Genomic DNA, 23,153 nt, shown 5'->3' on the forward strand with positions numbered 1-23,153 from the left:
TATATTTAAACTTCGTACTTCAAACTTCGTAAATCTTACCTTAAGGTTCTATCCGGTAACGAACGTTTGTCCCACTTGATATCGCTCAACACACCCGATTTTATTCCGATAAAGAATCCCCAATACGCATTGTCGCCAAAAGGTACCCAATTGAAATCCATGCGCCAACTTAACAAGTCGCGCTCAAAACGGAATTGGGTAAAAGTCACGCCTTTTTGCACAAAATCATAACCGGTTGATACTCCGATTTTCCATTTTGGTGTTAAATCGGTGTTCATGGAAACCATTAACGAATTTCCGGTGATTTTTTGTTCCCTGCGGTTGTTAGAATAGGTTAGGGCATAAGCCAAGTTCATGTCCCAAGGCAGTTTGTATTTGAAGAACTCTGACACTACATTTTCATTGTCACCGCTGTCGTCAAATTGGCTGTCCCTTCGGTCACTCAAATCGGTGTTGGTGCCAAATAAATCATCGCCTCGACCACCGTTTCTTTCGCCTTGTTTATTTTTCTTTTCGCCTTCACCATCGGAACTTGCAAATGCATAGTTTATGGTTAGGTTGGCACTGGTCATTCGGAACAAACTGCCACCGTTGTCAATATTCCAAGTATTGATGCGTTGCCCGGAATTGTTGATAGCATACGGATCCAAAGTAGCCGCAAAGTTGATGTTCATTTTTTGTTTCAAAATCTGTGTTCCACCACTAACGCGCATTGGTGCCCAACGCAATGAATCGGCGGTGATGTCATAACTGGTGGAAAAGTTCAAGTTGTTCAACAACATAATTTTTTTCGGCTCAGTTTTGGTCGAATCTTTATCGGTTACCTTCGCTTCAAATGTATTACTCAAAGTAAAACCGATGTTATTAGACATATTCTGACCCGGAGCACCGAAAATTCCACCTTCAAAACGGGTGTATTGTTTCAGCATAGTACCGCTACCGTCCGGATCATAAGTGTCGTAATATTTTGAAAAACTTGGTGTGTAACTGTAGGAGATGTTTGGTCTCATCACGTGGCGAATGGCCTGGATTTTTTTCTTATCGCCAAAATTAAAAGTACCGTAAATGGTTGTTCCTATACCGGCTGAAAAGGAATACGTTCTAAAGGCGTCAAAGCCGCGGACTTCGTTATTTACTATTGTGTTTTGTGTCGCATCAAATTCCTTTTGAATGGTTTTGAAATACCAAACTTCGTTGTAGTTTACCGAAGTGGAAGCACTGAAATGTTTGAAAACTTTAAAGTTGGTGCTAAGCGGAATGCTGTGTTGGAAACCTAACAAAGCATTTTTAAACATTTCGGGTTTGAAAAACAAGGAATCCGTCGTGTTGATTCGGTTTTCACCTCTCAGGTTGTATTGGAAGTTGATGTTTTTGAAAAAGCCTTTTTTTATACCTTCTTTGGGGGCAAAAGGGAACAAACGATCGACACTCATTTGCAGCGTCGGCAAGGTCATGTTGATTTGCTCTGTGTTGGTATTTTGCGAGTGTGTAGCCGTTAACGACAAATTCACTTGCGGGACAGAATTGAAGGTTTTAGAATACGAAATAGATGAGCTTAAAGTATTGTTCAAAGTTGAACCTACGTTAATTTGGTTCAACGATTGACGGAAATAGGTACTACTTCCTAAGTTAACTGAAGCCGAAAATCGGGAATTCGGATTTGATTTACTGTCTTTAGAATGCGACCATTGGATGTTGTAGATGTTGCTTCGGGCATAATCAGGATAACCTCTTTCACTGTTGATGAGGTTTTCAAATCGAACATTCACATTGCCGTTAAACTTGTATCGCTTTCCGTATGAAGACTCAAAGCGAAAACCATAACTTCCGTTGGTGTAGTAATCGCCCAAAACCGCTAAATCGTAATAATCGCTTAACGCAAAATAATAACCTCCGTTTTGCAATGAAAAACCTCTGGTGTTACTGTCGTTGTAAGTTGGCATAATAATCCCGGAGCGCGCTTTTTCTGTCATCGGAAAGAAAGCAAAAGGCAAAGCCAATGGCGTTGGTACATCTGCAATGACCATATTGGTAAAACCAACCACCACTTTTTTACCGGGCACTAATTTTACTTTGTTGGTTTGAAAATAGTATTCCGGATTTTCGATGTCTTTAGAAGTAGTAAAGCGCGCACCTTTCATAAAGTAAACCGAATCGTTTTCTTTTTTGGTGATGGCTGCTTTTACTTTGAATTCGCCTTGGTCTGTTCTGGAATTCCATACCAAAGCTTTTTTGGTTTTGAAATTAAATCGAATCGAATCCGGTTCAACCACATTACTGCCTTGTTTAAAAACCGGTAACTGCGTGTATTTTCCTGTCGAATCTTTTATTCTTCCGGCATATACTTCCTCTTTTTCATAGTCGATTACAATGATACCCGATTTCAATTCGATATCTTGATAATATACTTCAGCTTGATTGTATAGCGTGATTTGCTTCTTTTTTTGATTGATTTTTTCGTAATCTACCGCTTTCCTTTTGATTTTATCTTCCAATAAAGCTTTTTTGGGTTTCAAGCTGTCTTTTTTGGTGGAATCAATTGCCTTAATCAGTTCAGGTAAGGCTACTTTGGTGCTATCTGTTTGGTTTTTAGCCGGAAAGCTTCCACTTTTTGGAGGAGCATCTTGCGAATAAGTTTTGTGCTTTCCTACTGTTAGGAAAATTGTTAAAAAAACGATATAAATTAACTTTCTTTGCAAAGGTTTAATGCTATTTTTGTAGAAGTATGGCTTGATTTTTGACGGGACAAACTTAAACAATATTTTCGGTCAAAAATAAGGAAATAATGATTTTATAACCTTTCGGTTTTAATTAAAATTAACTTTTAGATTTAATGCTTTTGTTTACCCACAGAAATATATTTTTATTGCTGCTGTCGTTTTGTGTTATCACAGCGATGGCTCAGAAAAAAAACACCAAATTTACAGTGGTCTTAGATGCCGGTCATGGCGGAAAAGATCCGGGGAATTCTTATCACGGTTTTGTAGAAAAGGAAATTGCGCTGAAAACCACGCTTAAAGTTGGCGACTTACTCGAAAAACAAAAGGATTTTGAGGTAGTGTACACCCGTCAAACCGATGTTTTTATCGAATTGGTAAACCGTCCGAAAGTTGCTAATAAAATTAATGCCGATTTGTTTGTGTCTATACATTGTAACTCGGTTACCAACCAAACGCCGGCCGGAACTGAAACTTTCGTGATGGGATTGTCTCGAAGCAACATGAACTTGGAAGTAGCCAAAAAAGAGAACTCGGTAATTTTGCTTGAGGACAATTACAAAAAAACATACGAAGGTTTCGATCCGCACAAACCCGAAAGTTTAGCCGGATTGAAAATCAAACAGGAAGATAATCTCAATAGTAGTATCACTTTAGCGTCCATCATTCAGGACAATTTTACAAATAATTTAAGCCGCAAAACCCGTGGTGTAAAACAGCAACCTCTTTGGGTTTTAGATGCGGCTTACATGCCTGGCGTGTTAATTGAGTTGGGTTTTTTATCTAATAAAGAAGAAGGAGAATATTTGAATTCAGAGGAAGGCCAAGATCAAATGGCAGAGCAAATCGCCAAAGCTATTATGGCTTACAAAAAAGAATTTTTTAGCGAAAATGCTTCAGTTGAAGAGGATAAACCAATTGTAAAACCACCAAAACCGGCCAAAGAAGATGTCAAAGAAATAACCAAAGCAATTACCCAAGAAGTAGCGGAAGTTAAACAGTCGGATACGGTTGTTGTGCCGACTTCCGAAAATGGTAAATACAAAATACAGCTTTTTGCTTCTTCCAAAAAGAGAGACGTGACTTCGCCTGATTTTAAAGGTTTGAAAGCAATATCATTTACCTTCGACAACAATTTATACAAGTATTTTTACGGCAGCGCCTCCGATTTGAACGAAGCCAAAAAGTTGTGTCAAGAAGCAAAAAAAAGCGGTTTCTCTGATGCTTTTGTTGTGGTAATTAAAGATGGTAAAACGGTAGCCGTAAAATAATTCTAATACTATTTGAAATTGATAAAACCAATGAAAGGACTCAGCGCAGTTGTAGGGACGATTTTATTATTCATGGCCAATGTAACGCTGGCCCAATCCGGCGAAAAATTTAAAGTAGCACTCGATGCCGGTCACGGTGCGCATGACTTTGGTGCCGTATATCACGGACATATAGAAAAAAACATCGCTTTGGCTGTGGTGCTTAAAGTAGGTAAAATTCTGGAAAAAAACTCAGCGGTAGAAGTCGTTTATACCCGTAAAACAGATGTGTTTATCGATTTGATTGAACGCGCCAACATCGCCAACAGGGCAGATGCCAATATTTTTGTGTCCATCCATTGTAATGCGAACAAGAATACTGCCGCTTGTGGTTCGGAGACCTATGTGATGGGTATGTCCAAAAACGCCTCCAACTTGGAAGCTGCCAAAAAGGAAAATGAGGTAATCACTATGGAGAAGGATTACAAACAAAAATACCAAGGTTTTGATCCGAAATCTCCGGAAACCTTTATCGGTTTGGTGGTGCAACAAGAAGAGTTTATGGAAGGCAGCATTGCTTTGGCCGGCAATGTTCAGGAATTTTTCATGAAAGGCGGTTCTAAAAGTCGCGGCGTAAAACAAGCACCATTCATGGTTTTACATAAAGCATACATGCCGAGAGTTTTAATTGAAATGGGATTCATCTCTAATCCTGAAGAAGGTAATCGATTGGATTCAGAGGAAGGTCAACAAGCCATCGCCGAAGCCATAGCCAATGCCATTCTAAAATACAAAAAAGAGTTTTACGGTACTGGAGAAGGTGATATTTCGGTAAGACCTTCCCAAAAAGTAGAAAATATCAAAACAGTTGATTCGCCGGCTGTAACCAAAAATACTAAAACACCAGAGGTAAAAAAGGCGGAACCCAAAGTTGAGCCTAAACCTTTAGTAGTCAATAACGGTGTGGCTACTTTTAAAGTGCAATTGTCTGCGAGTGGCACTAAATTAGAGCCTGTTCCGAGTAATTTCAAAGGGTTGAATAATATTTCGGTTGCCAATGAAGGCACTTTATACAAGTATATGTATGGCGAAACTTCGAGCTATGAGGAAGCCAAAAAGTTGTTAGCAGAAGCCAAAGCCAAAGGGTTTACATCGGCTTTTGTGATTGCATTTAAAAACGGTAAAAAAGTGTCTGTGCAAGAAGCTTTAAAACAATAATAACAAGGAGTTTTAGTATTTTATTTTAACTTTGCCAAAAAAATCAGCTTTGAAAATTACCAGAGAAATCAAAACAGCCATTTTAGTTATTGCCTCTATTTTATTGTTTATTTGGGGATACAGTTTCTTGAAGGGTAGAGATTTATTGTCCAGTTACAATAAATACTACGTTACCTATACTAATGTTGACGGTTTGGTTGCTGCTGCTCCGGTAACTATCAACGGATTGACAGTTGGAAAAGTAAACTCTATTGTATTACAAGATGACTGGACTTCATTAGTTGAACTTCAAATCAATGGCGATTATAAAATACCCAAAAACAGTGTGGCCGAATTGTATGCTCCGGGACCTATCGGCGGCAAACAAATCGCCATCTTACCCAATACGGAAACTCAAGATATTGCCGTTTCAGGCGATTTCTTAAAGTCGGCTAACAAATTAGGACTAACCGAAGAAGTATCCAACCAAATCAAACCTATCAAAGAAAAATTGGATAAGGTTTTGGAAAATGCCAATACAATGTTGGTTAATATCAATCAAGTGTTAGACGAAAAAACCAAGCAAAACCTTAGAGGTAGTTTGGAAAATCTGAATGCTACTTTAGCCGAGTTTAAAGAAGCCTCGGCGACAGTAAACGGAATGCTGGCAGAAAACAAAGGTAAAATCAATAGTACGATGACTAATTTCGAGAAGACATCGGCCAATTTGAGTAAAATGTCCGATTCTTTAGCCAAAGCCAATATCGCTCAAACCGTTAAAAATCTCGAAAAAACATTGGCCAGCGTAGACAAGCTAATGGCCGATATGCAATCCGGAAAAGGCACTTTGGGCAAATTAGCCAAAGATGAAGCGCTGTATAATAACTTCGCTAAAAGTTCCAAAGAGTTGGAATTGCTCTTGCAAGATTTACGATTGAACCCAACCCGCTATATCAATGTTTCGCTTTTCGGTAAGAAAAACAAACCTTACAAAGCGCCGGTTAACGATACAATTACCAAGTAAAACACTATTTTATGCTTTACATCGACAACATACTTTTCGCCATAATTCTAATAGCCGGAATTGGTTTTTTTTCCCAAAACGTAAAGAAACTCAAACGCAATATCAATTTGGGTCGCGACGTGAATCGTACTGACAACAGTTCAGCTCGTTGGAAAAATATGACCATGATTGCTTTAGGCCAATCTAAAATGGTAAAAAGACCGATAGCTGCCTTTTTGCACTTAATTGTTTATGTTGGTTTTATCATCATCAATTTAGAAGTGCTGGAAATCATCATCGACGGTTTGTTTGGAACGCATAGAGTTTTTTCAAAAATGGGTTCGTTTTACGGCTTTTTGATTGGTTCTTTTGAAGTTTTAGCAGTTTTGGTTTTAGTAGCTGTAACTGCTTTTTGGATCAGAAGAAATGTACTTAGTATAGGCCGATTCAGAAGTACTGATTTAAATGGTGCTCCCAAAAAAGATGCCAATACCATCTTGTATTTCGAAGTAGTTTTGATGTCGTTATTCTTAATCATGAACGCCTTCGATTTGCATTTTCAGGATATGAATTCCGGAAATATCATTTCGCAATTTTTAGCGCCTTCGCCGGATACATTTTCGTTAGAAGCCGTGACCATTATTGAAAGAATCGCATGGTGGTTGCATATAGTCGGGATTTTGATTTTCCTGAACTATTTGTACTATTCCAAACATTTACACATTTTATTGGCTTTCCCGAATACGTATTTTGCTGATTTGAATGCCAAAGGTAAATTCGATAATTTAGAGAGTGTGACTAAAGAAGTCAAGTTGATGATGGATCCGAATGCCGACCCTTTTGCAGCGCAGCCGGTGGATGAAAATGCAGTGCCAAGTAAATTCGGAGCTTCGGACGTACAAGATTTAAATTGGGTGCAATTGCTTAACGCTTACACTTGTACCGAGTGCGGACGCTGTACTTCCTCTTGTCCGGCCAACCAAACCGGGAAAAAGTTATCGCCGCGAAAAATCATGATGGACACCCGTGATCGTTTGGAAGAAGTCGGGAAAAATATGGATGCCAACAAAGGCGTATTTGTACCGGACGGTAAGTCGTTATTAAACGATTACATCACTACAGAAGAACTTTGGGCTTGTACTTCCTGCAACGCTTGTGTGGAAGAATGTCCGGTAAATATCAGTCCGTTATCTATTATTATGGACATGAGAAGGTATTTGGTAATGGAGCAAAGTGCTGCGCCTCAATCATTGAATGCCATGATGACCAATATCGAAAACAACGGCGCGCCATGGCAATACAACCAAATGGATCGCTTGAACTGGAAAGACGAAAATTAACTATAAAAGGACGAATTCTCATAATTGTGAGGCTTGGGAATTTGTCGAATGAATTTGAAAAACTATAAAAAGTACACAATGAAAGCGGAAGACATCGAGAAAAAATTACAAAGCATCACAGAGAATGGCCAACATTTAAGTCCGATTTTACCGGAAGGTATCAAGAATTATCTAATCGACATCGACGGAACTATCTGTGATGACATTCCAAACGAAGAACCGGAAAGAATGCTAACTGCCGAAGTATATCCCGACGCTTTGGTTACCTTGAACAAATGGTACGATGAAGGACATATTATTTTCTTCTTTACCTCAAGAACCGAAGCGCACAGAGACTATACCGAGCGTTGGTTAAAGCAACACGGTTTCAAATACCACGGCATCTTGTTCGGAAAACCGCGTGGAGGCAATTACCATTGGATAGACAATCATTTGGTAAAAGCGACGCGTTACCGAGGCAAGTTCACCGATTTGGTAGACAAAGAAGTAACCATTCAAGTGTTCGACGACGAGCACCACGAGTAATATCAAATATCAAATATCAGACATTAAATTTTAAAATATTTAATATCTGATATCTTAAATCTAATATTGATTATGTCAGAAGTATTAAACGTGCCGACTATGGCAGAAATGATGGCTCAAGGCAAGCAACCCGAAGTATTGTTTTGGGTAGGTTGTGCCGGAAGTTTTGACGACAGAGCCAAAAAAATCACTAAGGCTTTCGTGCGTATTTTAAATCGCGCGAACGTTGAGTTTGCCGTTTTAGGAACTGAAGAAAGCTGTACCGGTGATCCGGCCAAACGCGCCGGAAACGAATTTTTGTTTCAAATGCAAGCCATGATGAATATCGAGGTACTCAATGCTTATGAAGCCAAAAAAATCGTTACCGCTTGTCCGCATTGTTTTAATACTTTAAAAAATGAATATCCGGAATTGGGCGGCACCTATGAAGTGGTTCACCATACCGAATTTTTAAAACAACTTTTAGATTCGGGTCGATTAACTATCGAAGGCGGCCAATTTAAAGGTAAAAAAATCACTTTCCACGATCCGTGTTATTTGGGACGCGCCAATAATGTGTATGAAGCACCAAGAGATTTGATTCAGAAATTAGATGCTGAGTTAGTCGAAATGAAACGCTCTCGTGCCAATGGTTTGTGTTGCGGAGCCGGTGGCGCCCAAATGTTTAAAGAACCTGAAAATGGGAACAAAGACATCAATGTGGAAAGAACGGAAGATGCTTTAGAGACCAAAGCAGAAATCATTGCAGCGGGTTGTCCGTTTTGCAATACCATGATGACCGATGGTGTAAAAGCCAAAGAACAAGAAGGCAACGTAAAAGTAATGGACGTGGCCGAGCTTATCGCGAATGCACAAGATTTATAATTCATGAAATTGAAATTTGTTTTTTTACTTTGGGTCAGTTTTGGCATTGTTGGTTGTTTGAATGCTCAGCAAGCAAACGATAGTATCGTACATGTCATTGAAAAAGACACAACCAATTTAAAATTACAATTCAAAAGTGTTGTCATACCGGCTGTTTTTGTCAGTTATGGAATTATCGGTTTGGAAAGCGGTCAAATCAAAGGATTCAATTCGGGTGTTCGTACTGAAGTTGCGGAACATATCGATGAGAAAGTTTCCATAGACGATTTTACTCAATACGCGCCATTAGTCTCCGTTTATGCTCTAAGTGCTATGGGTGTGGAAAGCAAAAGTTCACTCAAAAAACGACTTATTGTTTCTTCTACGGCAACACTTTTAATGGCTTTAACGGTAAACTCATTTAAGATGACTGCTTCAGTAGAAAGACCCGACGGAACCAGTTTTAATTCCTTTCCTTCCGGACATACTGCCACCGCGTTTATGGGTGCCGAACTGATGAACCAAGAATACAAACACCAATCAATTTGGTATTCCATTGCAGGTTATACTGTGGCCACCGGAACCGGAGTATTCCGAATGTACAACAACAGGCATTGGTTGTCCGATGTAGTTGCCGGAGCCGGAGTAGGGATATTATCCGCCAAAGCCGGATATTGGCTTTATCCCTATGTTTCAAAGCTTTTTAACGGTAAAAAGCCAAATAAAGCAACCACCTTTTTACCAATGTACGACGGAAAGCAAGTCCAAGTTGGTTTGATATCAAGATTTTAATTATGTATATACCTTTTGAAAGTTTACCCGAAGAATCACGCATTTGGATTTACCAATCCAATCGCAAATTTTCCGATGACGAAATGGCTGAAATTGAGAGCGATTTAAAAGCATTCCTCGAAAATTGGTCGGCACACGGCACCGGTTTAGAAGCTTCTTATTTGTTAAAGTACAACCGTTTCATCATTATTGCGGTGAACCAGCAAGTGCAACAAGCTACCGGTTGTTCCATCGATGCTTCGGTTTCGTTTATCCAAAGTTTGGAACAAAAATACCAAGTTGATTTGTTGGATAAAATGAATGTGACCTTCAAAAACGGAGAGCATATCGCACACAAATCTTTAATCGACTTCAAGCGAATGGCCAAAGAAAAAGCGGTTACCGCCAATACCATTGTGTTTAATAATTTGGTCAATACCATCGAAGAATTCAACGAAAGCTGGGAAGTTCCCGCTGCCGAAAGTTGGCATAGTCGTTTCTTTTAATTCCCTTTTTTCATGAAGCAGTTTTTGTTCAGAATAGCAGTATTCAGCGCTTTGTTGTTTTTGGTGACGAATTGTTCGACTACCAAAGACAAAAAGTCGGTTGTAACCCTGAGCAAAGCCGGCATTGCTGAAGAGGAAGAAGTATACATTCCGCACATAAAATCGGAACGCAAGAACTATTTCCCGGAAACCTTAGCCGAAAACCAATGGGTTGACAGTATTTACAACCAAATGACTTTTGAAGATAAAGTCGGACAGTTGTTTATGGTGGCCGCTTATTCCAACAAAGATTCTATACATACCAATGCAATCAAAAAGTTGGTACGCGACTATAAAATAGGGGGTGTGATTTTCTTTCAAGGCGGACCGAAACGACAAGCCCGTTTAACCAACCAATACCAATCGTTAGCCAAGGTACCATTGTTTGTAGGGATTGATGCCGAATGGGGAATGAGTATGCGGTTAGATTCTACTTTTCGCTATCCGTTCAACATGACTTTAGGTGCGATTAAGGATTTGAAGTTGGTAGAAAAAGTGGGCGTTGCCATGGCTAAAGAGAGCAAAAGAATGGGCGTACACTTTAATTTTGCTCCTGTTTTAGATATCAATACCAATCCCAAAAATCCGATTATCGGTTTTCGTTCTTTTGGAGAAAATAAAGTCAGCGTAGCCGAACACGCCATCGCCTTAATGAACGGTACTCAAGGGCAAGGCATATTTGCTACCGGAAAACATTTTCCGGGTCACGGCGATACGTCAACCGATTCACATTATGCATTGCCCGTTGTTAATGCTACTGCTGATCACATTGAAAAAGTCGAATTGTATCCGTACAAGCGCATGTTCGATGAAGGTTTGGTTTCGGTAATGGTCGCGCATTTGAATGTGCCGAGTTTAGAGCCTCGTGAAGGTTATCCGACTTCCATTTCGCAGCCCGTAGTGACAAATTTGTTAAAAAACGAAATGGGATTTGAAGGCTTGATTTTTACCGATGCCTTGAATATGAAAGGTGCCAGTAATTTTAAAAAGCCTGGTGATATTGACTTGGAAGCTTTTATGGCCGGAAACGACATCTTGCTTTTTGCCGAAAATGTGCCTTTGGCGGTTGATAAAATCAGAGCAGCTTTTCAAGAAGGCTCAATTTCTGAAAATCGATTGGCCGAATCGGTAAAGAAAATTTTGCGGTACAAATTCAAAGCTGGTTTAAACCATTACAAACCTGTTGAGGAAATCAATTTGTACAATGAGTTGAATCCGAAATCCAATCTTTCTTTGCAGTACGAACTTTATGAAAACGCCGTAACGGTAGTTAAAAATGAGGCTGTTTTACCGATTCGCAATCTAAATCAAAAGATAGCTTACGTTAAAATAGGAGAAGACCAGAACAGTGCTTTTGTCAATACATTAAAGAAATACACCGATGTTACCGAAGTGTCGGATGTAAATACCGATTCTCTTTTGGTCAAATTAGCCAATTTCGAAACTGTTATCATTGGTTATCATAAATCGGATAAGACTTGGTGGAAAACCTATGAATTTACAGAGGCCGAATTGCAGTTGATTGCCAAAATTTCGGAACAAAAGAAAGTGATTTTGGATTGTTTCACTAAACCGTATTCGCTTTCTAAAATCTCGAACTTTGAAGCTATTGAAGGCGTTATCGTTTCTTATCAAAATACTGAAGTAGCTCAGGAAGTTTCGGCCGAATTGATTTTTGGGGCGATTGAGTCCAAAGGAAAGTTATCGGTTTCGATTAATGACGAATATAAAGCCGGACACGGATTAACCACACAGAACTTAAATCGTTTAGGATTTTCTACGCCTGAAAATATGGGAATGAGTTCGGAAAAACTCAATCAAATCGAAAAATTAGCTAATAAGGCCATCGACGGAAAAATGGCGCCCGGTATGCAGATTCTAGTGGCACGCAAAGGTAAAGTCATTTACCAAAAATCGTTTGGACATCAAACCTATGACGGAAAGATAAAGGTCAAGAACACCGATTTATACGACGTGGCCTCTTTAACCAAAATGGTGGCGACTTTACCCAATGTAATGCAGTTGTACGATCGTAAAAAAGTGAATCTTGAAACTACTTTAGGTGAAATGTTGCCGAGTTTTCAAGGGTCGAATAAAGCGGGTATAACTTTTAAAACGTTGTTGTCCCATTACGGACAATTGCAAGCGTGGATTCCGTTTTATAAAGCTACGGTTGGTGCCGATAAAAAACCGTTGGAGCGCTATTATCGTAAAACCGCCCTTCCCGGATTCAGTAAAAGAGTATGCGACAGTTTGTACCTGAGAGATGATTACCACGACAGCATCATGAAACAAATTATCGACAGTCCGTTACTCGATAAAAAAGAATACAAGTACAGCGATTTTACCTTCATCATTCTGAAACAATATTTGGAAAAGAAAACCGGAAAATCGTTAGACCAACTCACTTACGAGAATTTCTACCAATCTTTAGGGATGAATAACACTTTGTATAATCCGCTGACTAAGTTTGATAAAAGTGTGATTGCCCCAACGGAAGAAGATACTTATTTCCGACAAACTACCATTCAAGGTTATGTACACGATATGGAAGCGGCTATGGAAGGTGGCGTTGCCGGTCATGCCGGTGTTTTTTCCAATGCCTTGGATGTGGCTAAAATGATGCAGTTGTTTTTGCAAAAAGGCCAATACGGCGGTGTTTCATACTTTTCTCCGGAAACTTTTGAGGTATTCAATACTTGTCATTTTTGTGCCGAAGGCAATCGCAGAGGCTTAGGTTTTGATAAACCGCAACTCAGTGGTGGCGGACCAACTTGTGGCTGTGTTTCCAAATCAAGTTTTGGTCATACCGGATTTACCGGAACTATTGCTTGGGCAGATCCTGAAACGGAATTAGTGTATGTTTTCTTGTCCAACAGAACTTACCCGGATTCGAATTTACCCAACAAACTTTCTAAGGAAAATATCCGTGAAGATATTCAGAAAATCATTCAAGATGCTATCATAGTGCGTTAATTCTTTAACGCTTTTTTACCATTTCACATCGCTATTTTCCCTACATTCGTACTAGCAAAAACAGTTTATGAAAATAGCCATAGTTTGTTATCCTACTTTCGGAGGTAGTGGTGTTGTAGCCACCGAACTCGGACTCGAATTAGCTCATCGCGGTCACGAAATACATTTTATTACCTACCGACAACCGGTGCGTTTGGCCTTGTTGAATCCGAATGTGCATTACCACGAAGTTAACGTACCTGAATATCCTTTGTTTCATTACCAACCCTACGAATTGGCTTTGTCCAGCAAGTTAGTGGATATGGTAAAATTGTACAAAATAGAAGTATTACACGTGCATTATGCCATCCCGCATGCCTATGCCGGTTATATGGCTAAGCAAATGTTGAAAGACGAAGGGATCAACATTCCAATGGTTACTACACTGCATGGCACCGACATTACTTTGGTTGGTAATCATCCGTTTTACAAACCGGCGGTGAGTTTCAGTATCAATAAATCAGATGTAGTTACTTCGGTATCACAAAGTTTAAAAGACGATACCTACAATTTGTTTCCTATTGAAAAAGACATACACGTTATTCCTAATTTTATAGAACTCGACAAAATTCGAAACGAAAGTTTGATTTCCTGTCAACGTTCGGTTATGGCTAAAAAAGAAGAGCGAATAGTTACCCATATCAGTAATTTCAGAAGGGTAAAGCGCATTCCTGATGTGGTGAAGATTTTCTACAAGATTCAGCAACAAATTCCGGCCAAATTGATGATGGTTGGTGATGGTCCCGAAAAAGCCAAGGCGGAACAACTTTGTGAAGACTTAGGCATACAAGATAAAGTCATCTTCTTTGGGAACAGTAACGAGATTGATCAGATTTTGTCCTATTCTGATTTGTTTTTATTACCGTCGGAAACCGAGAGTTTCGGATTGGCTGCCTTGGAAGCTATGGCTTGGAGTGTTCCGGTTATTTCCAGTAATTCCGGTGGTTTGCCCGAAGTGAATTTTGATGGTGTTTCAGGGTACTTGAGTGCTGTAGGGGATATAGACAGTATGGCTGAAAATGCCGTTACAATTTTGAAAGAAGATGCTATTCTGGCTGAATTCAGAACCAATGCACTGAATGTGGCCAAGCAATTTGACATCAAAAATATATTACCGCTTTACGAAAATTTGTATCTTGAAGCCATAAAAGAAACCCAATGCGAAAAATAATTCTCTTGCTGGTTGTACTGGCATTGTATTCGTGTTCATCCACAAAAACAAACGAGCCTTTGCCGCTATATGAAGTTTTAGTTACTAATAACGATGGCGGTGCCAATATTAAGTTCTATGAAATTCTCACCGAACCTAAAGAGATCATGATGCTTTTGGGTGATGAAACTTTAAGGAAGAAAATCAAGTCGCAGGACACCCAAAAAAGTAGTTTCATCATTTTAAATTCGGGCCCAACCAAAGAAAGTTACAATAGGGTAAAAGTGCTGAAAGTAGAAGAGACACCAACTGAAATTGTGGTTTATGTCAAAGATACACAAAAGGCAACCGAAGCCGATATCAATGATGAAGCTATTAGCTATCCTTATACGATTATCAAAATCAATTCTAAGAAACCCATAACAATTAAATAAAAAATCCCGATTCTATTTGAATCGGGATTTTTGTTGTATTTTAATTGAATTACCAACGGTAACGAATGCTCAAAGCAATATCTGGTCCGAAGCTGTCGTAATTGTCAAAGTCTTTACGGTTGTCTCCAAAGTACAATTCCGGTCTGAAATCTAATGCCAATTGCAACGGAATGTCAAAATTGTACTCAATTCCTACGTCACCTGCAGCTAACAAAAATGTTCCTCCATCAGGATCTGCACTTCCGGGTCCGTCGTAACTCCAACTTCCTACACCACCACCAACTCCGGCATACCAATTGAAACCGCCGTCAATGTTCCAAACCCATTGGTACAAACCAACCAATTTAAAAGCATCGATGTTTTCACTGTTTCTCCAACCAAGGTCTAATTCTAAACGATTTTCTTTTGATAAACCTCTTTGGTATGAAATTTCACCTCCAAAACCATCGTTGTCGCCTAAACGTAAACCTAAAGCATTTTTTGAAATGTCCTGAGCTTGTGCGCTGAATGCTAATCCCATTAGCATAAAAGCAGATAAAATGATTTTCTTCATAATGTGTTTTTTTGTTAATACAAATATACTTATAAAACGAAGAAATACTCGCCTTATTGCCAAACACACTCTTATATTTTTGTTAAAATCGTTAAGATGTCTTTGAAGAAATTATAGAAGCGATAAGTTGTTGCTCTATATAGCTCTCCATTTCAAACAAATCTTCTTCCTCTGTTTCAAGTTCAGTGTGGTCTTCGTATCGGTATAATTTCCAGCGCTTATTTTGGTATTCCAACGCTGTCAAATTTTCTACCCAATCACCCGAATTGAGATACGTTGTTGAGCCGTTTTTGTTTTCTTTTTCGATAATTTTAGGTTCGTGTATGTGACCGCAAATCACGTAGTCGTAATTTTTTTCGATGGCTAAATCGGTAGCTGTTGTCTCAAAATCGGAGATGTGTTTCACCGCTTTTTTGACTCCTGCTTTTATCTTTTTTGAGAATGAATAAGGTTCTTTCCCCATTTTTTTCAAACACCAATTGATAAATCGGTTTAGTAGAATTAAATAGTCATAGCCAATACCGCCCAATTTGGCTACCCATTTGGAGTGTTGTACAGAAGCATCGAAAACATCTCCGTGGAATATCCAAGCTTTTTTATGGTCGAGTTCTAATACAAGTTTGTCTAAAACTTTAAAGTTACCAATCGAAGTATCACTGAATTTGCGTAGGAATTCATCGTGATTGCCCGTGATATAGTAGACTTTAGTGCCTTTGGAAGCTAGATTAAGAATCTTTTGAATAACTTTTAAATGTGATTTAGGAAAATACGACTTCCTGAACTGCCAAATGTCAATGATGTCGCCATTTAACACCAAAATTTTAGGTTTAATTGAAGATAAGTAATAGCTAAGTTCATGAGCATGAGCGCCAAAAGTACCAAGGTGAACATCGGAAATTACCACTACGTCCGGTTTTCTTTTTTTCAAAATGTTTCTTATTAAGGTTTCACAAATTAAGGATTAAGGTGTTAGCCTAACTTTACCATAGGATTAACTTTTGAATAATAAACTTTTGCACTTTTAAACTTTGCCCTATATTTGTTTAAAATCGATTTGATATGGCCGGGAACAGTTACGGAACCCTTTTTAAAATCACTACTTTCGGAGAATCTCACGGAGAAGCTTTAGGCGGTATTATTGAAGGTTGTCCACCCGGACTAGCGCTCGATTTTGGAGCTATTCAAGCCGAAATGCAACGAAGAAAGCCCGGGCAATCCGCCATAGTAACCCAACGTAAGGAAGCGGATGAAGTACAGTTTTTATCTGGAATTTTTGAGGGTAAAACCACCGGAACGCCTATCGGATTTATCATTCCGAATACCAATCAAAAATCCGATGATTACAGTCACATCAAAGACAATTATCGTCCGAGTCATGCCGATTATGTGTATGAAAAAAAATACGGCATTCGCGATTACCGTGGCGGCGGAAGAAGTTCGGCCAGAGAAACAGCTAGTAGAGTAGTAGCCGGTGCTATCGCTAAACAAGTGCTGCCTACAGTAAAAATAAACGCTTTTGTTTCTTCTGTGGGTGACATTTTTATCGATAAACCTTACCAAGATTTGGATTTCTCTTTAACAGAAAGTAATCCGGTTCGTTGTCCGGATAAGGCTACTGCAGCCAAAATGGAGGAACATATTAAAGAAATTAGAAAATCTGGCGACACCGTTGGCGGCACTATAACTTGTGTAATTCAAAACGTGCCTATTGGATTGGGAGAGCCGGTTTTTGATAAATTACACGCTGAGTTAGGCAAAGCCATGCTTTCCATCAATGCCGTAAAAGGATTTGAATATGGTAGTGGATTTTGTGGTGCTCGCATGAAAGGCAGTGAGCACAACGATTTATTTAACGAAGACGGAACGACCAAAACCAACCTTTCCGGAGGTATTCAAGGTGGCATTTCCAATGGAATGGATATTTATTTCAGAGTTGCCTTCAAACCGGTAGCTACTTTGATGCAAAAACAAGCAGTTTTAACCAATCAAAATACTATAGTTGAACTACAAGGGAAAGGACGCCACGATCCTTGTGTGGTGCCAAGAGCAGTTCCGATTGTGGAAGCAATGGCAGCACTGGTGTTGACCGATTTTTATTTACTAAACAAAACTTATCAAAAATAAATGGACACAACTGAAACGTCGAAAAAATCATTACTTTCCAATCTTACTTTTCAAATCTTAATTGCAGTAGTTCTTGGTGCGGTTTTGGGTGTTTTTGTTTTTAAGAATTTCGACGAAACTTTCCGCGAATCTTTCAGCAAAAATATCAAGTTGTTGGCTACCATTTTTATTCGATTGGTTCAAATGATTATAGCACCATTGGTTTTTACCACTTTGGTAGTGGGTATTGCCAAATTAGGCGATATTAAATCGGTTGGGCGAATAGGAGGAAGAGCTTTGGGTTGGTTTTTTACGGCTTCCTTTATTTCTTTGTTGATAGGAATGTTTTGGGTCAATATTTTAGAACCAGGAAAAAAAATACAATTACCTGATTTAGATGCTGATAAGGCTACCGAAATTGTTCAAAAAACAGAAGGCTTTTCTGCGCAAAACTTTGTAGAACACATCATTCCGAAAAGTGTAGTCGAGGCTATGGCTACGAATGAAATATTGCAAATCGTTATTTTTTCTATTTTTTTCGGATTGGCCGCTGCATCCATCGGATCACATGCTAAGCCAGTGATTAATGCCTTGGACAAAACATCGCATATCATTTTGAAAATGGTGAATTACGTAATGAAGTTTGCTCCATTCGGAGTTTTTGGTGCCATTGCCAGTGTATTGGCGATGATTGATTTTTGGCAATTGATAACCACTTACGTTTACTTTTTTGGCTCCTTTTTAGTCGGAATAGGAACACTTTGGATTGTATTGCTTTTGGTAGGCTATTTGTTTTTAAAAGGACATATGACCACTTTGTTAAAAAGGATATTAAGTCCGCTAGTAATTGCATTTGGTACTACAAGCAGTGAAGCTGTTTTTCCAAAATTAACAGAGGAATTAGAACGTTTTGGCGTCAAAGACAAAATAGTTTCGTTCATGTTACCTTTAGGTTATTCGTTCAATTTGGATGGCAGTATGATGTACATGACTTTTGCCAGCATCTTCATCGCTCAGGCTTACGGTGTGCCTTTAGATACGGGAACACAAATGACGATGTTATTGGTATTAATGCTTACCAGTAAAGGAATTGCCGGTGTTCCGAGAGCCAGTTTGGTTGTCGTTGCAGCTACTTGTGGAATGTTTAAAATTCCGGAAGTCGGTATCGCTTTAATTCTCCCGATTGACCACTTTTGCGATATGTTCCGAAGTGCCACCAATGTTTTAGGGAATGCTATTGCGACTTCTGTTGTAGGTAAATGGGAAAAAGAAAGTTAAAAGTACTTTATATTTCAAATACTTTGCTAAATTTGTTACCATTAAAAAACTACTTATATGAAAAAACTTTTACTTTTAATTTTTACAGTTGCTGGTGCTTTGAATGCAAGTGCTCAAGCAACATGTGCAACTGCTACTGCACTTACCACAAGTGGTACGTATACAACCGGTACCATAAATGGTACATACAAGGTTGCATGTTTTAACTCTGCCACTGGTATAAAAGGCTATTGGTATTCATTTACAGCACCTAGTAATGGTGAAATATCAATTTCTTCCAACTTAGCAGCTAATGATGGAGTTGCCAAAAGTAACGATACGAGAGTTAGTATTGCAACGGGTTTGTGTACTGGTACTTTAACTTGTGTTGCTGGGAATGATGATATTAGTGATACTAATTACAAATCGGAACTATTAAACATTCCTGTTACTTCTGGTACTGTTTATTTAATTCAATGGGATAGTAGATGGTCTGCTTTACCGCTAGATTTTACTTTTACTTTTACTCCTGTTACTTGTACAAGACCAACTGTTTTTTATTTACCGGAGTATGTTTCAACAACATCTGCTGATTTATATTGGGATCAAACTACAACTATCCCTGCTAATTATCAAGTAGACTGGAGTACAAACTTTGCTACTGCTGCCGGTGCCGGAACTTTAGTAGATGCCCCTTCAGGTGCTTTAACTTATTCAACCGTTAACCTAGCTTCTTTACCGGCTTCATCTAACTTTAGATATTATTGTAGAGCCAACTGCGGCGCTACACAAAGTACATGGTCAGGTCCATACTACGGATATCTTCCTGTAACGCTACCTTATTCAAATGATTTTGAAAACCCTGCAGAAAATTACACAGATGGTTTCATTAATTTCACTTTAATCACTACTGATGGAACTACGACACCACCAAACTATGCTGATGGAGGTGCAGGAACTGCAGTTTATACTTTTAATAGCACTACTGCTGTTTCAAACTCAAGAGCTTATTTTAGAGGTGTTAGCTTGCAAGCCGGAGAAGTAGTTACTGTATCTTTCAAAACAAGATTATACACTCAATCTACAACTACTCCAGCTTCACCAATGAATTTTGATTTGACTGTAGGAGCGTCTCAAAGCGCTGCCGGTCAAACTACTTTAGTTCAAACATTTACAAATAGCAGCGATGCAGCTTACACTACGCACACAGCTACTTACACAGCACCAGCTGCTGGGATTTATTACTTCAGTGTTTTCAATAATTCAACTCCGGGTACTACTCAGACATTCTTGTTCTTAGATACTATCCAGATGAGTACTAACTTATCAACTAATGATTTCTTAGTAGACTCATTCAGTGTTTATCCTAACCCAACTAGTGATGTTTTAAATATTTCATCTTCTAGTTCAGCTGAGATTACTAAATTATCAGTAGTTGATGTAAACGGAAGAACAGTAAAAAATCTTGAGGGAGGTGTTATTAACCAAGTAAATGTTGCTGATTTAAATTCAGGTGTTTACTTCGTTAACATTGAATCTAACGGAGGAAAAGTGACTAAGAAATTCATCAAACAATAATTATTCATTTTAATCATAAAAAAACGACTAAGGAAACTTAGTCGTTTTTTTTGTTCTTACTATTCATCATCAGGAATATGGCGCCAACCAGTCCAATGATGACCAGGGCAAATACGCCAACCATAATAAAGGCACCGTTGTCCCAAGAATACAAGGAAATGTTTTGTGATGTCATGATTTATCAATTAGAGTTTATCAAAATTACTTTGATAAATTCTAATACGGTATGATAATTATCATGCGAGAAATTTGGCGGCTAATTGAGGTGTTGGCATCATACAACTTTCTTGTTTGCCATACCAATGGTAACGATTTTTGGCGATGTAATCGTAAACCGAGTTCGAAATAAACTTTGGGAATATTTGCAAGATGTTAAGCAGATAGTACAAACCTCCAAATTCATTTATTATCTTCAATGCTGCTTCTGCTTTGTAAAAATAGGCTTTGCCGGGTTCATAAAGCACCATACTGTCGGTATGCTCACGATTGATGCCGATATGATTCAAAATCTTATTACCCAAATCAGATTGCACCGCTACAAAACGAAATACATCTTTGGTATCACGTTTAATGACAAACTGCACAGAGGCATTGCAAAGATTACAAACCCCGTCAAAGAGTATGATTTTCTTGTCTTTGGGTAATTCGTAAATTTCCATCCTTAATGGGCTTGAACAAATTCTAATTCTTCTAAACTGACTTTAGAAGTAAAGATGCCGTAATTCACTACGGCTTTATTTTTCTCAATTTTATCAATAGTACCAATCGATTTTCCGTCAACCATTCGAACCCTGTCGCCAATTTTTAAAATTACTTTTGGCTTTTCGGCTTCGAGTTTTTGCGCTTTAATCTTCTTTTCTTTTTTGGCGACCCGAATTTCTTCCACTTTAACTTTAACTTCTTCCACCACCTTTTTTTGGATAATCTCCTTTTCCTTTTTCTCTTTGGCTGTGGCTTTTTTGCGTTTGGAATTTTCGATTTCAACCAACTTCAAAAATTCTCCAATCAACACTTTTTTGTCTTTGTTGTTAAAGTATTTTTCCGATAAATCATCGACTTTCTGCCCCATATAAATCAGACGCTGGTTGGCATCATACAGTTCTTGATAGCGCTCCAATTTTTCCTGAATCTTAGCATTAATGGTTTCCATTTTCTTGCTTTCTTCTCGGGCTTTGATTTCCTCCTCTTTCAAGGTTAGCGATGTTTTCTCGAGTTTGGAACGCTCTTTTTGCAGCGTGGCAATGGTTTTGTCAAAACGTACTTTTCCGCCTTCAATTTTCTTCTTGGCTCGATTAATTAAACCATACGGGATACCGTTCTTTTGCGCTACTTCAAAGGTGAAAGAACTTCCGGCTTGTCCTAAAATCAACTTGTACAAAGGTTCCAAAGATTTTTCGTCAAAGAGCATATTGGCGTTGGAAGCAAAAGGCAATTCGTTGGCCAATATCTTCAAGTTGGAATAATGCGTGGTAATGATTCCGAAGGCTTCCCGATGGTAGAATTCTTCCAAAAAGGTTTCTGCCAAAGCGCCACCCAATTCAGGGTCAGAACCGGTTCCGAATTCATCTATCAAGAACAGAGTTTTAGCGTTGCACTTTTTCAAAAAGTAATTCATGTTTTTCAATCGGTAACTGTAAGTGCTCAAATGGTTTTCAATCGATTGATTGTCGCCTATGTCCGTTAGAATTCTGTCAAATAAAAAGGTTTCACTTCGTTCGTGTACCGGAATCAGAATCCCGCATTGTAACATCAATTGCAGTAAGCCGACTGTTTTTAACGAAATAGTTTTACCACCGGCATTCGGTCCCGAAATCACTATTATCCTACTGTCGTTTTTCAATTCAATGGTCTGCGGAAACGTTTTTTCCTTTTTTTCCAAATTGTTTAAAAACAATATCGGATGATAGGCTTCGCGGAAAAACAAACGCTTTTCCTCTGTAATATTGGGCAATATCGCATTGATTTTACGCGCATATTTTGCTTTTGCAGCCACTACGTCGATGTCGCTCAGAAAATCTTGGTATTGTTTTAATAAGTCAACATAAGGGCGGATTTCATTGGAAAGTTTCTTTAAAATCCGAGTGATTTCCTCTCTTTCTTCGTATTCTAAATTGTTCAATTCTCTCGAATAGCGCAGCGTAGCTTCGGGTTCAATGTAAGCGATGCTTCCGGTTTTGGAACTGCCTAAAATAGATCCTTTCACTTTTCTTCTATACATGGCCAAAACTGCCAAGACCCGTCGGTTTTCAACGATACTTTCTTTAATCTCATCCAAATATCCTAAGCTGTTGTATTGGCTGAGTGCTTGGCCGAAACTTTGGTTGACTTTCCCACGAACTACATTCATATCACGGCGAATGTTAATCAAATCGGGCGAAGCATTGTCTTTGATTTCCCCGTATTTGTCAACTACTTCATCAATTTTTTGTGTGATGTATTTGGTGTATTCAATTTGGACTGCTTTCTCGTTTAATTTCGGATAGTAATCGTGAAATTTCTTCAGAAACAATAACAATACATTCACAGTTTCAGACAGCGTAGCGATTTTACGAAAACTGCTTACTTCCAAAAAGCTGTCCTCAATAGCCAAAAACTTTAAATCTTGGGTAAGGTTTTCAAAACCGTGGTTGGGAATGGCGTTGTTATTGGTGAACGACGACAGGTATTCCGAGGTTTGACAAAGCTCATTCATCAAAGTGGCTTTGTCTTTGAAGGGAACAATGTCGAGCGCTTTTTGTTTGCCGATTTCAGTGTTGCATCGGTCGGATATGGTTTGCAGTACCGTGTTGAATTCTAAATCTTGTAATGTTTTCTCAGTGATCGCTATCATGCTGTCAGGTCTATGCTTCAAAGTTACAAAGGTTAAAAGCCA

At 38.7% G+C, this 23,153-nt stretch carries 20 protein-coding genes; 14 read left to right on the plus strand and 6 right to left on the minus strand.

Translation table 11 applies throughout. The features are described 5' to 3' along the window. Nucleotides 1–35: 35 nt before the first annotated feature. A complete protein-coding gene (locus tag SK086_RS09530) occupies nucleotides 36–2,699 on the minus strand; it encodes a putative LPS assembly protein LptD (RefSeq protein ID WP_324691229.1) in 2,664 nt (887 codons plus the stop codon). Between the two features lie 134 nt (nucleotides 2,700–2,833). Between SK086_RS09530 and SK086_RS09535 the strand changes: the two genes are divergently transcribed. The 11 genes from SK086_RS09535 (at nucleotide 2,834) to SK086_RS09585 (ending at nucleotide 14,790) form a co-directional block, all read left to right on the plus strand. Continuing rightward, nucleotides 2,834–3,988, plus strand: coding sequence for an N-acetylmuramoyl-L-alanine amidase (locus tag SK086_RS09535; protein WP_324691231.1), 1,155 nt, complete (start codon nucleotides 2,834–2,836; stop codon nucleotides 3,986–3,988). A gap of 30 nt (nucleotides 3,989–4,018) precedes the next feature. Further along, entirely contained in the window at nucleotides 4,019–5,185 is a 1,167-nt protein-coding gene (locus tag SK086_RS09540) for an N-acetylmuramoyl-L-alanine amidase family protein (RefSeq protein ID WP_407652324.1), read from the plus strand. Between the two features lie 49 nt (nucleotides 5,186–5,234). Beyond that, nucleotides 5,235–6,188, plus strand: a complete 954-nt coding sequence (locus SK086_RS09545; RefSeq protein ID WP_290875952.1) for an MlaD family protein — start codon at nucleotides 5,235–5,237, stop codon at nucleotides 6,186–6,188. 11 nt (nucleotides 6,189–6,199) lie between these two features. Then, nucleotides 6,200–7,507, plus strand: coding sequence for a (Fe-S)-binding protein (locus tag SK086_RS09550; RefSeq protein WP_324691234.1), 1,308 nt, complete (start codon nucleotides 6,200–6,202; stop codon nucleotides 7,505–7,507). Between the two features lie 78 nt (nucleotides 7,508–7,585). Beyond that, nucleotides 7,586–8,032: an LNS2 domain-containing protein gene (locus SK086_RS09555; RefSeq protein ID WP_290875948.1), complete on the plus strand. Its 447-nt coding sequence runs from the start codon at nucleotides 7,586–7,588 to the stop codon at nucleotides 8,030–8,032. Nucleotides 8,033–8,104: 72 nt separating this feature from the next. Next, nucleotides 8,105–8,896 (plus strand): (Fe-S)-binding protein, encoded by a 792-nt coding sequence (locus tag SK086_RS09560; RefSeq protein ID WP_290875946.1) that lies wholly within the window; start codon nucleotides 8,105–8,107, stop codon nucleotides 8,894–8,896. Between the two features lie 3 nt (nucleotides 8,897–8,899). Continuing rightward, nucleotides 8,900–9,667 carry a phosphatase PAP2 family protein gene (locus tag SK086_RS09565; protein ID WP_324691236.1) on the plus strand — a complete coding sequence of 256 codons (768 nt, stop codon included), beginning with the start codon at nucleotides 8,900–8,902 and terminating at the stop codon, nucleotides 9,665–9,667. Between the two features lie 2 nt (nucleotides 9,668–9,669). Continuing rightward, entirely contained in the window at nucleotides 9,670–10,152 is a 483-nt protein-coding gene (locus SK086_RS09570; protein WP_290875942.1) for an ABC transporter ATPase, read from the plus strand. Between the two features lie 12 nt (nucleotides 10,153–10,164). Next, nucleotides 10,165–13,167 carry a glycoside hydrolase family 3 N-terminal domain-containing protein gene (locus SK086_RS09575; RefSeq protein WP_324691239.1) on the plus strand — a complete coding sequence of 1,001 codons (3,003 nt, stop codon included), beginning with the start codon at nucleotides 10,165–10,167 and terminating at the stop codon, nucleotides 13,165–13,167. Nucleotides 13,168–13,234: 67 nt separating this feature from the next. Next, on the plus strand, nucleotides 13,235–14,377 hold the full coding sequence (gene bshA / locus SK086_RS09580; RefSeq protein WP_290875787.1) for an N-acetyl-alpha-D-glucosaminyl L-malate synthase BshA: 1,143 nt from the start codon (nucleotides 13,235–13,237) through the stop codon (nucleotides 14,375–14,377). Beyond that, on the plus strand, nucleotides 14,365–14,790 hold the full coding sequence (locus SK086_RS09585) for a protease complex subunit PrcB family protein (protein ID WP_324691241.1): 426 nt from the start codon (nucleotides 14,365–14,367) through the stop codon (nucleotides 14,788–14,790). The genes bshA and SK086_RS09585 overlap by 13 nt, the downstream gene beginning before the upstream one ends. A gap of 49 nt (nucleotides 14,791–14,839) precedes the next feature. Here SK086_RS09585 and SK086_RS09590 read toward each other — a convergent pair whose 3' ends face one another. Then, nucleotides 14,840–15,343, minus strand: a complete 504-nt coding sequence (locus tag SK086_RS09590) for a hypothetical protein (RefSeq protein WP_290875783.1) — start codon at nucleotides 15,341–15,343, stop codon at nucleotides 14,840–14,842. A gap of 91 nt (nucleotides 15,344–15,434) precedes the next feature. Beyond that, nucleotides 15,435–16,271 carry a UDP-2,3-diacylglucosamine diphosphatase gene (locus SK086_RS09595; RefSeq protein WP_290875781.1) on the minus strand — a complete coding sequence of 279 codons (837 nt, stop codon included), beginning with the start codon at nucleotides 16,269–16,271 and terminating at the stop codon, nucleotides 15,435–15,437. Nucleotides 16,272–16,402: 131 nt separating this feature from the next. On the opposite strand from SK086_RS09595, the gene aroC reads away from it, so the two are divergent. From aroC to SK086_RS09610, 3 genes are read left to right on the plus strand one after another with little or no spacing between them, the layout of a single operon-like run. Beyond that, nucleotides 16,403–17,467, plus strand: a complete 1,065-nt coding sequence (gene aroC / locus SK086_RS09600; protein WP_324691243.1) for a chorismate synthase — start codon at nucleotides 16,403–16,405, stop codon at nucleotides 17,465–17,467. After that, nucleotides 17,468–18,724: a dicarboxylate/amino acid:cation symporter gene (locus tag SK086_RS09605; RefSeq protein ID WP_324691245.1), complete on the plus strand. Its 1,257-nt coding sequence runs from the start codon at nucleotides 17,468–17,470 to the stop codon at nucleotides 18,722–18,724. Nucleotides 18,725–18,781: 57 nt separating this feature from the next. Then, a complete protein-coding gene (locus SK086_RS09610) occupies nucleotides 18,782–20,281 on the plus strand; it encodes a T9SS type A sorting domain-containing protein (protein ID WP_324691247.1) in 1,500 nt (499 codons plus the stop codon). Between the two features lie 37 nt (nucleotides 20,282–20,318). Here the strand turns inward: SK086_RS09610 and SK086_RS09615 are convergent, their stop codons facing one another. From SK086_RS09615 to SK086_RS09625, 3 genes are all read right to left on the minus strand, one after another. Next, a complete protein-coding gene (locus SK086_RS09615) occupies nucleotides 20,319–20,456 on the minus strand; it encodes a hypothetical protein (protein WP_290875773.1) in 138 nt (45 codons plus the stop codon). Between the two features lie 61 nt (nucleotides 20,457–20,517). Further along, complete coding sequence (locus tag SK086_RS09620) at nucleotides 20,518–20,940, minus strand: thiol-disulfide oxidoreductase DCC family protein (protein ID WP_324691249.1); 423 nt, start codon at nucleotides 20,938–20,940, stop codon at nucleotides 20,518–20,520. A gap of 2 nt (nucleotides 20,941–20,942) precedes the next feature. Then, nucleotides 20,943–23,111, minus strand: coding sequence for an endonuclease MutS2 (locus tag SK086_RS09625; RefSeq protein WP_324691250.1), 2,169 nt, complete (start codon nucleotides 23,109–23,111; stop codon nucleotides 20,943–20,945). Between the last annotated feature and the right edge of the window lie 42 nt (nucleotides 23,112–23,153).

The sequence above is a fragment of the Flavobacterium cheonhonense genome (assembly GCF_035671315.1).
In the GTDB taxonomy this organism is placed as follows: domain Bacteria; phylum Bacteroidota; class Bacteroidia; order Flavobacteriales; family Flavobacteriaceae; genus Flavobacterium; species Flavobacterium cheonhonense.